Below are 11,357 nucleotides of genomic sequence, written 5' to 3' on the forward strand. Positions count from 1 at the left end.
AAGGCGGGTGATCCAGTATTCCGAGGCGCCTCGATAGATAACTGGCGGTGCGGCGTACTGGATGCCCCGCCTGCGCGGGGCATGACGAAAGAAACCTATGACTCAATTCCGGCAATGGCGCGGGCGAAATCGCGCGCGGTGAACGGCGCGAGGTCGTCGACGCCTTCGCCGACGCCGATGAAATGCACCGGCAGTTTGAACTTCTCCGCGAGCGCCACCAGGATGCCGCCGCGGGCGGTGCCGTCGAGTTTGGTCATCACGAGGCCGGTGACCCCGGCGGTGCGATGGAACGCCTCGACCTGCGACAGCGCGTTCTGGCCCACGGTGGCATCGAGCACAAGCAGCACGGCATGCGGCGCAGTGTCATCCACCTTGCGAATGACGCGGACGACCTTTTCGAGCTCGTTCATCAGCTCGGCCTTGTTCTGCAGCCGGCCAGCGGTGTCGATCAGGAGCACATCGATGTTCTGCTCCTTTGCCGCGGTGAGCGCGTTGAAGGCGAGGCTGGCCGAATCCGAGCCCTGCGCGCCGGCAATGACCGGCGTCCTGGTGCGCTCGCCCCAGACCTTGAGCTGCTCGATGGCGGCGGCGCGAAACGTATCGCCGGCGGCCAGCATCACCTTGCGGCCTTCGGATGCGAATTTCTGCGAGAGCTTTCCGATGGTGGTGGTCTTGCCGGAGCCGTTGACGCCGACCACGAGGATCACAAACGGCTTCCGGGCCGCATCGATCTCGAGCGGCTTTGCCACCGGCGACAGCACCTTCTCGACCTCGGTCGCGACGACGTCCTTGACCTCGTCCTCCGAGATCGCCTTGTCGTAGCGCCCGGCGCCGACGGCATCCGCGATCCGCACCGCGACGGAGGTGCCGAGGTCGGCGCGCAAGAGCACGTCCTCGATGTCGTCGAGCATGGCGCGGTCGAGCTTGCGCTTGGTGACGAGGTCGGCGACCGCTGTCCCGAGCGAGGACGAGGTGCGCTTCAGCCCGTTGGACAGGCGGCGCCACCAGCTCAGCTTGGGGGGGTCGGAGGTGGTATCGTTCATGGTGGCGTGTTAGCCGTTCCGGCCCATAAACGAAAGTCTTGCAATTGCTCGATGTTCCCGAATTGACCGCCGACGAGATCCAGGCCCGCGTGCTCCATCGCGACGGCTTGATGCTGGTCATCGACAAGCCGGCCGGCCTGCCGGTGCATCGCGGCCCCAAGGGCGGCGCCAATCTGGAGCATTCCTTCGACGCGCTCCGATTCGGCCTGCCGCGGCCACCGGTGCTGGCCCACCGGCTGGACAAGGACACCTCCGGTTGCCTCGTGCTCGGCCGCCACCGCAAGGCGACCGCATCACTGGGCCTGCTGTTCAAGCATGGCAAGATCGGCAAGACCTACTGGACCGTGGTCGAGGGCGGCCCTGCCGAGGACGAGGGCACGATCGACATGCCGCTTGGCCGGCTCAATGCCGAACGCGGCTGGTGGCAGAAACCCGACCCGGAAGGACAAAAGGCCATCACCAACTGGAAGGTGATGGGCCGGGGCGACGGTTTCACCTGGCTCGCCATGGAACCGGTGACCGGGCGGACCCATCAATTGCGCGTGCATTCGGCCGAGAGCGGATGGCCGATCTTCGGCGATAACATTTACGGCAACGGCCCGCGCTTCGGCGAGCCGCGGCTGCATCTGCATTCCCGCGAAATCGTGGTGCCGATCTCCCGGAACAAGGAGCCGGTCCGCGTGGTGGCCCCCGCCCCGCCCCACATGCACGAGAAGCTCCGCGCCTGCGGGTGGAATGGGGAGTAGCCCCTCCTCGTCCCTCATGGTGAGGAGCCGTGCTCGGCTACCCTGCCATGGTTTACGAAACGTTCAGGGCTCGCCTCTAATGATAACGGTCGCTTAGAACAAGCTTCCGTCAATCCGCTCAGGACGAGCCGCGCGTCATGCCCAAGGCCGAGCTATCGATCATCGACGAGGTCGAATCCGCACTTCGGGTCGGCTCGCCGGAAAAGGGGCTGGAAACGGCGCGGCGCGTCACCGACCTGTTCCTGGCCTCCGCCGGCAGTTTCAGCGACGAGCAGATCGCGCTGTTCGACGACGTGCTCGAGCGCCTGATCGGCACCATCGAGCTGCGCGCGATTGCCGACATGGGCGCACGCGTCGCGCTGGCCGAGATCAGCGCGCAGCTGGCGCCGATCGCGCAGGCGCCGCCTTCCGTGATCCGCCGCCTCGCCAACAATGACGAGATCCGCATCGCCGGTCCTGTGCTGCAGGAATCCGCGCGCCTCGACGATGGCGAGCTGGTGAAGATCGCCTCCAGCAAGGGTGAGCCGCATCTGCTCGCGGTCGCCGGCCGCTGGTGGCTGAAGGAGATCGTCACCGACGCGCTGCTGGCGCGGCGCTATCCCAGCGTCAGCCGGCGGCTCGCCGCCAATCCCGGCGCGCGCGTGTCCGGAAACGGGTTTGCCCTCATCGTCGGGCAGGCCGAAAGCGATCCCGAGCTTGCCGTGAGCGTCGGCGTTCGCGTCGATTTGCCGTCGGAACTGCGCCGCCGGCTGCTGCGCTCGGCGACGGACGCGGTCCGCACGCGCCTGTTGTCGCGCGCGCCGCCGCATCTATTCGAGGAAATCCAGAGCGCGATCGCCGCCGTCACCGTCGGCGTCGAGCGCGAGATGTCGGGGGTTCGCGATTTCGAAGGCGCCAAGCGCGCCATCGCAGGCCTCAAGGCCACCGGCCAGCTCAGCGAGGCGACGCTGCTCGGCTTCGCCAAACAGCGGCGCTATGAAGAGACCGCCGCGGCCCTCGCGGCGTTGTCCGGATCGACCGTCGAGGTGATCCGGCCGCTGATGCAGAGCCTGCGCGAGGACGGCCTCTTGGTGCCGTGCAAGGCGGCGCAGCTCAGCTGGGAAACCACAGTCGCCGTGCTCGAAAGCCGTTTTTCGACAGGTGCCATGAAGCCGGCCGATCTTGCCAAGGCGCAGGGGCATTACGCGCGCATGACGCCGGAGAATGCGCGGCGGACGCTGCGGTTCTGGCAGGTGCGGGCGTCGTAGACTCTTCCCCTCTCCCCTTGCGGGAGAGGGTGGCTCGCCGCGATAGCGGCGAGACGGGTGAGGGGTCTCTCTCCGCACGCACCCTCACGCAGTTGGATTCGCGGAAGCAACCCCTCATCCGGCGCTTCGCGCCACCTTCTCCCGCAAGGGGAGAAGGGAAGAGAGCGCTTTATACAGTCAGCCGCTCGCCATCGCTGCCGGCGATCCTTCGCGGCACGATGCTTCCCACCCGCTCGCCCGCAATCGCAACCGGCAAATAGTGCTCCGTGCGGCCCTGCCCCTCGCTCTCGATCAGCACATCGCGTGTCGCGCCGATCTCGGCTTGCAGCCGCTGTCGCAGCGCCGCGTCTCCGGCTGCTCGCAGCCGCTTCGCGCGATCCTTGATGACGGGACCCGCAACCTGCGGCATGCGCGCGGCGGGTGTGCCGGGGCGCGGGGAATAGGGGAAGACGTGCAGAAAGGTCAGGCCGCATTCTTCGACGAGTTCGAGCGAACGCGAGAACATCTCCTCGGTCTCGGTCGGGAAGCCCGCGATGATGTCGGCGCCAAAGGCGATATCGGGACGCAGGCGGCGCACCTGCTCGCAGAAGGCGATCGCATCCTGCCGCGCATGCCGCCGCTTCATCCGCTTCAGGATCATGTCGTCGCCTGACTGGAGCGACAGGTGCAGATGCGGCATCAGGCGCGCATCCTCAGTGATGGCATCGAGCAGGTCGCTGTCGGCCTCGATCGAATCGATCGAGGAGATGCGCAGGCGCTTCAGCTCCGGCACATGCCGCAGGATCTGCTTCGTCAGCATGCCGAGCTTCGGCGCGCCGGGCAGGTCCGCACCGTAGCTGGTGAGATCGACGCCGGTCAGCACGATCTCGGCGTGGCCGCGCTCGGCGAGCGCCCGCACCTGCTCGACCACCGCGCCCATCGGCACCGAACGCGAATTGCCGCGGCCGAACGGGATGATGCAGAAGGTGCAGCGATGGTCGCAACCGTTCTGCACCTGCACGAACACGCGCGGCAAGCCGCTGGCAAAACCGTCGACGAGATGCGGCGCCATCTCCTTCACCGCCATGATGTCGCTGACGGCGATCTTTTCGCTGGCACCGAGGTCGAAGGCGCTGCGCGTTTCCTGCCACGCTTCGCTGCGCATCTTGTCGTCATTGCCGACGACACGATCGACCTCGGTCATATCGGCGAACATCTGGCTTTGCGTCTGCGCCGCGCAGCCGGTGACGACGATGCGCGCCTCGGGGCGCTCGCGCTTCAGCTTGCGGATCGACTGGCGCGCCTGCGCCACCGCCTCGTTGGTGACAGCGCAGCTGTTGATGACGATGGTGTCGGAAAGCCCTGCACCTTCCGCTTTGCCGCGGATCACCTCGGCCTCGAAGGCGTTGAGGCGGCAGCCGAAGGTGACGATGTCGACGGCCATCAGCCGACCGGCGCGAACAGCGCCGGATCGAAGTTGCCTTCATATTCGAAGGTCGCCGTGCCCGTCATCAGCACGTGGTCGTCGCGCTCGCGCCATTCGATGCCGAGCTTGCCGCCGGGCAGCGTGATCTCGATCTTGCGCTCGGCGCGCTTCAGGCGTGCTGCCGCAACCGCCGTCGCGCAGGCCGCCGAACCGCAGGCCCGGGTCAGGCCCGCGCCGCGCTCCCAGGTGCGGATGGTGATGTGCTCGGGATCGACGATATGGGCGAGCGTGATGTTGGCGCGCTCGGGGAAGATCGGATGATTTTCCAGGAGCGGACCGAAGCGGCCGAGATCGTAGGCGTTGACATCGTCAACCCAGAACACCGCGTGCGGATTGCCCATGCTCACCACGGAGGGCGAATGCAGGATCGGATTGTCGATCGGCCCGATCTGCAATTCGATGTAGCGGGTGTCGCGAAACTCTTCCGCCAGCGGAATGTCCTGCCATCCGAATTTTGGCGCGCCCATGTCCACCGTGTAGAGATCGGGCGCGGGACCCTGCCAGGCATTGAGCAGGCCCGCGGCGGTCTCGAACGTCGCCGTGGTCTGGCCGGTCTTCTCGAAGATGCGGCGGACCACGCAGCGCATGCCGTTGCCGCAGGCGCCGGCTTCGGAGCCGTCATTGTTGTAGATGCTGATGAAAGCCTCGGTGCCGTCGAGCCGCGGCTTCTGCAGCACCATGAGCTGGTCGTAGGGCACGCCGCCCTGCGCGGATGCCACCGCGCGGGCGTCGTCCGGCGTCACCCGGCCTGCGGAATCGCGCATGTCGACAACGACGATCTCGTTGCCGATGCCATTCATCTTGGCAAATGCGTGGTTGACCAGCGCGCTCATGAAAATTCCCGAATTTCGCCTGCCTTATATGGCGATCCTTGGCCGCTTGGCCAGTGATTTGCCGCCGCGAGCCAGGACATCGGCCCAGGACACCGGCCAAGGTGCCTGCCATGACGCATCTGTCATGGGACGAATTCGGCGCTCGCGTGTTAGAACGGCGCGGTTCGCGCGAACCGGGACGCGTGGCCGGGTTAAGGCCTTGGTGGGTAAGGCCTTGATGATTTAAGGCCCTGGCGAAGCAGGGCCTTGGGGAGAATAAAATGAGCACTTTTCGTCGTCTTGTTCTGGCCGCGCTGATCCCGGCAGCGGCGTTGTCGCTTGGGCTATCAGGCACTCAGGCGCAAATCCCGAGCCCGGCGCCCGCTGCCTCGGCAAGTCCCTCGCCGGCCCCGTCGGCTTCGCCCGCTCCGGCCGCGAGCGCGTCGCCCGCCCCTGCGGCAAGCGCCTCACCCGCTCCTGCAGCATCGCCAGCACCTGCAGCCAGCGCCTCGCCCTCACCGAGCCCGACGGCCCCGCCGGCTGCGGCCGCCACCCCTGCCCCGGTGCAGACCGCCGATCCCTTCGGCCTCGAGACCACGCTCGAGCCGAAGAAGGTCGTGATGGTCAAGGGCACAGCCAATTGGGATTCCGCCTTCGACACGCTGATCGACGCCTTCAAGGCGCTCAACACGCTGCTGGACAAGCAGGGCATCAAGCATGCCGGCAACTCGATGATCGTCTACACCTCGACGGATGACACCGGCTTCACCTTCCTGGCCGAGATCCCGGTCGAGCAGGACCCGAAGAACCTGCCCAAGGACATGAGCGTCGGCAAATCGCCGGAGGGCAAGGCGCTGAAATTCGTCCATCGCGGCTCCTACGACAACATGGACAACACCTATGAGGCGATCACCAATCACCTCGACGACAAGAGGCTGGAAGCCAAGGACACCTTCATCGAGGAATACCTCACCGATCCCCTGAAGACGGCCGAGGACAAGCTCGTGATCAATGTTTTCGTGCCGCTGAAGTGAGACTGATGAAAAAGCCTGCCGTACTCGCCGCCGTTTTCGCCACGCTGCTGGCCGCGCCCGCGCGCGCCGACGATTTTCCCTCCGCGATCTCGGTGAGCGGCGAAGCCACCATGTCGGTAGCGCCTGATCTCGCGCAGATCGACGCCGGCGTTGCCAACGACGCCAAGACGGCGAAGGAAGCTTCCGATGCCAACAACGCCGCGATGGGCAAGGTGCTGCTGGCGCTGAAGGGCGCCGGCATCGCCGAGAAGGATTACCAGACCTCGCGGCTGTCGCTGCAGCCGCAATACGGCCAGAACAAATCCACCGGTGCCTCGCCCGTAACAGGCTTCCGCGCCTCCAACCGCGTCACCGTGAAGATCCGCGACGTGACCAAGGTGGCCGGCATCATTGACACGCTGGTCAGCGCCGGCGCCAACGACATCGGCAACATCTCGTTCGAGGTGACGCAGGCCTCAAAACTGCTCGACGACGCGCGCGAGCAGGCAGTGGCGGATGCGCGGCGCAAGGCGGAGATCTACGCGAAAGCCACGGGCGTGGCGCTGGGTGCGCCGCTCAGCGTGTCCGAGGGCGGCGCTCCAGTGCCGTTGTTCAAGGCGCGGATGGCAACGGCGCCGATGGCGGCACCTGCTGCGGTCGCACCGGGCGAGGAGACGCTGTCGGTGACGGTGCATGTGAGCTGGGCGATCAAGGCGGGGCAGTAAGAGGGCGTGTAAGAGCACGCTGGCGGCCGCAACAACGGTGTCGTCCCGGACAAGCGCGCGCAGATCCGGGACGACGAGCTGTATGTATGGCGGCAGCGGAGTTAAACCGCGCGGGCCGTCAGATCTCCACCACCTGCCCGGGCTTCATCGCCACGAACCGCTCCTGCGGAATCTTCGCGGCATCGAGGGCCTCGACCAGTGCCTTGGCCGGCGCGTCGATTGCTTCGTCCGTCAGTTGGAACGTGCCGTGGTGATGCCCGAGCGCGGCCTCGGCGCCGCAATCGGCCAGCGCCTTCACCGCGTCCTCCGGATTCATATGCTGGTCGCGCATGAACCAGCGCGGCTCGTAGGCGCCGATCGGGAGGATCGCGAGACGCAGCTTCCCGTGCTTCTCGGCGACGCGGCGGAAATGCCGGCCGTCGCCATAGCCGGAATCGCAGACCACGTAGATTTTCCCGGCCGGCGTCTCCAATACGAAACTCGCCCACAACGCCTTGTTGCGATCGAACAGGCCGCGCGCGGTCCAGTGCCGGGTCGGCACCAGATGCACGGCGACGCCTTCGCCGAGCTCGACACGGTCGTGCCAGTCGAACGCTTCCGCCCTGATCGTGGGATCTTCGCCGCGCATCGTCACGTCGTTGCCGAGCGGGGTGACCACGCGCGGGGCAAAATTCTTGGCGAGCCGCGACAGCGTCGCGATGTCGAGGTGATCGTAGTGCCCGTGCGAAACCAGCACGACGTCGACCTTCGGCAGCTTCTCGAAGGCGATGCCGGGATCGTTGCGCCGCTTCGGCCCGGCCCAGCCGACCGGCGAGACCCGCGAGGACCAGACGGGATCGATGAGGATGTTGAGGCCGCCGGCCTGGATCAGCCAGCTGGCGTGACCGACGAAGGAGAGCCGCACCTTGTCGCCATCGACCCGCGCCGGCGGGGTGTCGGCATGCGGGCTCGGCGCCCACTCGGGCCAGGCCGCCCGCTGCCGCTTGCCGCTGAACTGCCAGCGCAGCACCTCGCGAAGCGCCTTTGGCGGCGTCCCGTCCGGATCGAAGAAGTGCAGGCCGTTGAAATGGTCGGAGGCGGGGCCGTCATAGGTCTTCATGCTGGATATCCAGAGGGAGGGGACGCCGACCAGACCGCCGGTTCCGGCAAGCAGTCCGAAAAGGCGGCGGCGGGTGACCGGCATGGGCGGGCTTCTAGGGATGGTCGGGGCGGTAAGGCATCACCGCCTATATGGGCGCGGCGGCCAGAAAAGGAACCCGTCGCCAAAAGGATCACATTTTCAGTATCTTGCCCTACCAGAGGCATCCCGGCACCCTAACTTTCCTTGACTTTTGGGCGTGAGCGGCGTTTAACCCCGCCACTTTCTCGGAAAGGCTTTCTTTTCGACCCGCCGACCGGTCCTCGAGGCCGGAGGTCAACGCCCGACAGCGCTGTGCGCCCTCGGGCGCAAAGGTGTTTGGACTTTCTTCTCCCTCGCCCCGCTCTTGCGGGGAGAGGGTCGGGGTGAGGGGCTCTCTCCACGCGTGGTGCGCGTAGATAGTCCCGTACCCCCTCACCCGGATCGCAAGGGCGATCCGACCTCTCCCCGCAGGCGGGGAGAGGTAAAAGAGGACAACGGCATTGTTCGACAATCTGTCGGAACGGCTTGGTGGTATTCTTGATCGTCTGACGGGGCGCGGTGCGCTGACCGAAAAGGACGTCGACGCCGCAATGCGCGAGGTGCGCCGCGCGCTGCTGGAGGCCGACGTCGCGCTAGAGGTGGTGCGCAGCTTCACCGAGCGCGTCCGCGAGCAGGCGATCGGCGCCACCGTCGTCAAGTCGGTCACGCCCGGCCAGATGGTGGTCAAGATCGTCCATGACGAGCTGATCAACACGCTCGGCGCCGAGAGCCAGACCATCGACGTCAATTCCGTCCCGCCGGTGCCGATCATGATGGTCGGCCTGCAGGGCTCGGGTAAGACGACCACCACCGCAAAGCTCGCCCGCCGCCTGGTCCAGCGTGACAAGCGCAAGGTGCTGATGGCCTCGCTCGACGTCTATCGTCCGGCGGCGATGGAGCAGCTGGCCGTGCTCGGCCGTGACCTCGACATTCCGACCCTGCCGATCGTGGCGGGCCAGCAGCCGCCGCAGATCGCGAAGCGAGCGCTGGAAGCCGGCAAGCTCGGCGGCTACGACATCGTGCTGCTCGACACCGCCGGCCGCACCACGCTCGACGAAGAGATGATGGCGGAAGCCGCGGCGATCAAAGCGGCTGCGAACCCGCATGAAGTTCTGCTGGTTGCGGACTCGCTCACCGGCCAGGACGCCGTGAACCTCGCACGCGCGTTCGACCAGCGCGTCGGCCTCACCGGCATCGTGCTGACCCGCGTCGACGGCGACGGCCGCGGCGGCGCCGCGCTGTCGATGCGCGCGGTCACCGGCAAGCCGATCAAGCTGATCGGCACCGGCGAAAAGACCGACGCGCTGGAGGATTTCCACCCCGACCGCATTGCCGGCCGCATCCTCGGCATGGGCGACGTGGTCTCGCTGGTCGAGCGCGCCGCCGCCAATATCGACGCTGAAAAGGCCGCGCGCACCGCCGAGCGCATGCGCAAGGGTCAGTTCGACCTCAACGACATGCGCGAGCAGCTCTTGCAGATGTCCAACATGGGCGGCATCAGCGGCTTGATGGGCATGATGCCCGGCATCTCCAAGATGAAGAACCAGATCGCGGCCGCCGGCATCGACGACAAGATTTTGAAGCGCCAGGTCGCGATCATCGATTCCATGACGCGCGACGAGCGCCGTCATCCGGACCTGCTGAAAGCAAGCCGCAAGAAGCGCATCGCGGCCGGCAGCGGCCAGAGCGTCGAGCATGTCAACAAGCTGCTGAAGATGCACCGGAACATGGCCGACGTGATGAAGGCCATGGGCTCCGGCAAGCGCGGCCCGCTCGCCGGCATCGCGCAGGCCATGGGCTTTGGCGGCGGCATGAAGATGCCCTCGCCGGAAGAGATGAAGGCGCTGCAGGAGAAGATGCAGAGCGGCGGCGGACAAGGCCTGCCCAACCTGCCGAAGGATCTGCCGGCCGGTCTTCGCCAAGGTCTGCCCAACCTTCCTGGACTGACCGGGCTGAGCGGCAAGCCGACGCTGCCCGGCCTCGGCGGTTTCCCGGGCAAGAAGAAATGAGGAATTCGTCGCACGGGATCGCACCCGTCTCGCGTGACGCGGAATACCAATCAACCGAACAAAACGTACTTTGAAGGAGAACTGAATGTCCGTCGTTATCCGCCTCGCCCGCGCAGGCACCAAGAAGCGTCCCGTCTATCACGTCGTCGTCGCCGACTCGCGCTTCCCCCGCGATGGCCGCTTCATCGAGCGTCTCGGCTATTTCAACCCGCTGCTGCCGAAGGACAACGAGACCCGCCTGAAGCTCGACATGGAGAAGGTGAAGGCCTGGCTCGCCAAGGGCGCGCAGCCGTCCGACCGCGTGTCGCGCTTCCTCGATGCCGCCGGCGTCAAGAAGCGCGAAGCGCGCAACAACCCCGAGAAGGCCGTGCCGCGCAAGGAGCGCAAGGCGCAGGCCGAAGCCGCCGCGAAGGGCTAAGGCCAGATCATGTCGGCGCTGGTCTGCGTCGCGCGGATCGGCGCCGCGCATGGTGTGCGCGGTGCGGTCAAATTATGGACCTTCACCGAGGATCCCTTCGCCGTCAGGCGCTACGGTCCGCTTCTCGCCAAGGACGGCAAGCGCCAGTTCGAGGTCGCAACGGCGCGCGAGGCGAAAGACCATCTGGTCGCGACGTTCAAGGGCGTCACGACCCGCGATGAGGCCGAGCGCCTCAACGGCATCGAGCTCTACGTCCCGCGCGACAAGCTGCCCGCGACGGACGACGACGAATATTACCACACCGATTTGATCGGGCTCGACGCTGTCACCACCGACGGCGACGCGCTCGGCCGCGTGCTCGCGATCCATAATTTCGGCGCCGGCGACATCATCGAGATCGCGCCCCTCAAGGGCGCGACGATGTTGCTGCCGTTCTCGAATGCGGTGGTGCCGGAGGTCGATGTTGCGGGCGGGCGCGTCGTAATCGCACTGCCGCAGGAGATCGAGGGGGAAGATCGTGACGAAGCTTCCTCCGCGAGTCGTCCCGGCGAAAGCCGGGACCCATAACCACAGGGCGTGGTTTTTGGCTAAGCTGGCAGCTCCAGCCACCGCAAAACGAACTGCGGTGGTTGATGGTGTGGACGGCCCCCTACGGCATCAGGTGTGCCAGAATGAGGTTGTCACACACCCATTCACAGGAGCCGTCCGTGAGCCAGATTA

At 66.3% G+C, this 11,357-nt stretch carries 11 protein-coding genes; 7 read left to right on the forward strand and 4 right to left on the reverse strand.

Going from position 1 to position 11,357, the window contains the following annotated elements; all coding sequences use genetic code 11:
- Positions 1–95: 95 nt before the first annotated feature.
- Positions 96–1,043 carry a signal recognition particle-docking protein FtsY gene (gene ftsY, locus GGD63_RS35970; RefSeq protein WP_183249438.1) on the reverse strand — a complete coding sequence of 316 codons (948 nt, stop codon included), beginning with the start codon at positions 1,041–1,043 and terminating at the stop codon, positions 96–98.
- Positions 1,044–1,087: 44 nt separating this feature from the next.
- Between ftsY and GGD63_RS35975 the strand changes: the two genes are divergently transcribed.
- Both GGD63_RS35975 and GGD63_RS35980 read left to right on the forward strand, forming a co-directional pair.
- Positions 1,088–1,789 carry an RluA family pseudouridine synthase gene (locus tag GGD63_RS35975; RefSeq protein WP_183249456.1) on the forward strand — a complete coding sequence of 234 codons (702 nt, stop codon included), beginning with the start codon at positions 1,088–1,090 and terminating at the stop codon, positions 1,787–1,789.
- Positions 1,790–1,926: 137 nt separating this feature from the next.
- Entirely contained in the window at positions 1,927–3,036 is a 1,110-nt protein-coding gene (locus GGD63_RS35980; protein ID WP_183249439.1) for a DUF2336 domain-containing protein, read from the forward strand.
- 169 nt (positions 3,037–3,205) lie between these two features.
- Here GGD63_RS35980 and mtaB read toward each other — a convergent pair whose 3' ends face one another.
- On the reverse strand, positions 3,206–4,459 hold the full coding sequence (gene mtaB / locus GGD63_RS35985) for a tRNA (N(6)-L-threonylcarbamoyladenosine(37)-C(2))-methylthiotransferase MtaB (RefSeq protein ID WP_183249441.1): 1,254 nt from the start codon (positions 4,457–4,459) through the stop codon (positions 3,206–3,208).
- Entirely contained in the window at positions 4,459–5,334 is an 876-nt protein-coding gene (gene dapF / locus GGD63_RS35990; protein WP_183249444.1) for a diaminopimelate epimerase, read from the reverse strand. Before dapF ends, mtaB begins: the two co-directional genes overlap by 1 nt.
- 260 nt (positions 5,335–5,594) lie before the next feature.
- Here dapF and GGD63_RS35995 point away from each other — a divergent pair, with 260 nt between their 5' ends.
- Positions 5,595–6,347: a GyrI-like domain-containing protein gene (locus GGD63_RS35995; protein WP_183249446.1), complete on the forward strand. Its 753-nt coding sequence runs from the start codon at positions 5,595–5,597 to the stop codon at positions 6,345–6,347.
- 5 nt (positions 6,348–6,352) lie between these two features.
- Complete coding sequence (locus GGD63_RS36000) at positions 6,353–7,051, forward strand: SIMPL domain-containing protein (protein ID WP_183249448.1); 699 nt, start codon at positions 6,353–6,355, stop codon at positions 7,049–7,051.
- Between the two features lie 118 nt (positions 7,052–7,169).
- Here GGD63_RS36000 and GGD63_RS36005 read toward each other — a convergent pair whose 3' ends face one another.
- Complete coding sequence (locus GGD63_RS36005) at positions 7,170–8,234, reverse strand: MBL fold metallo-hydrolase (protein ID WP_183249450.1); 1,065 nt, start codon at positions 8,232–8,234, stop codon at positions 7,170–7,172.
- A 437-nt stretch (positions 8,235–8,671) separates the two neighbouring features.
- Between GGD63_RS36005 and ffh the strand changes: the two genes are divergently transcribed.
- The 3 genes from ffh (at position 8,672) to rimM (ending at position 11,204) form a co-directional block, all read left to right on the forward strand.
- Entirely contained in the window at positions 8,672–10,219 is a 1,548-nt protein-coding gene (gene ffh / locus GGD63_RS36010; protein WP_183249452.1) for a signal recognition particle protein, read from the forward strand.
- Positions 10,220–10,304: 85 nt separating this feature from the next.
- The gene (gene rpsP / locus GGD63_RS36015) at positions 10,305–10,637 is read left to right on the forward strand and encodes a 30S ribosomal protein S16 (protein ID WP_166811321.1); all 333 of its coding nucleotides are present in this window, start codon (positions 10,305–10,307) and stop codon (positions 10,635–10,637) included.
- A gap of 9 nt (positions 10,638–10,646) precedes the next feature.
- Entirely contained in the window at positions 10,647–11,204 is a 558-nt protein-coding gene (rimM, locus tag GGD63_RS36020; protein WP_183249454.1) for a ribosome maturation factor RimM, read from the forward strand.
- Positions 11,205–11,357 lie beyond the last annotated feature (153 nt).

The sequence above is a fragment of the Bradyrhizobium sp. cir1 genome (assembly GCF_014198245.1).
In the GTDB taxonomy this organism is placed as follows: domain Bacteria; phylum Pseudomonadota; class Alphaproteobacteria; order Rhizobiales; family Xanthobacteraceae; genus Bradyrhizobium.

Coding starts and splice junctions, on each gene's coding strand:
- dapF (WP_183249444.1), bottom strand. CDS start 5,334: ATGAGCGCGCTGGTCAACCACGCATTTGCCAAGATGAATGGCATCGGC.
- GGD63_RS35980 (WP_183249439.1), top strand. CDS start 1,927: ATGCCCAAGGCCGAGCTATCGATCATCGACGAGGTCGAATCCGCACTT.
- GGD63_RS35995 (WP_183249446.1), top strand. CDS start 5,595: ATGAGCACTTTTCGTCGTCTTGTTCTGGCCGCGCTGATCCCGGCAGCG.
- ftsY (WP_183249438.1), bottom strand. CDS start 1,043: ATGAACGATACCACCTCCGACCCCCCCAAGCTGAGCTGGTGGCGCCGC.
- GGD63_RS36000 (WP_183249448.1), top strand. CDS start 6,353: ATGAAAAAGCCTGCCGTACTCGCCGCCGTTTTCGCCACGCTGCTGGCC.
- rpsP (WP_166811321.1), top strand. CDS start 10,305: ATGTCCGTCGTTATCCGCCTCGCCCGCGCAGGCACCAAGAAGCGTCCC.
- mtaB (WP_183249441.1), bottom strand. CDS start 4,459: ATGGCCGTCGACATCGTCACCTTCGGCTGCCGCCTCAACGCCTTCGAG.
- rimM (WP_183249454.1), top strand. CDS start 10,647: ATGTCGGCGCTGGTCTGCGTCGCGCGGATCGGCGCCGCGCATGGTGTG.
- GGD63_RS36005 (WP_183249450.1), bottom strand. CDS start 8,234: ATGCCGGTCACCCGCCGCCGCCTTTTCGGACTGCTTGCCGGAACCGGC.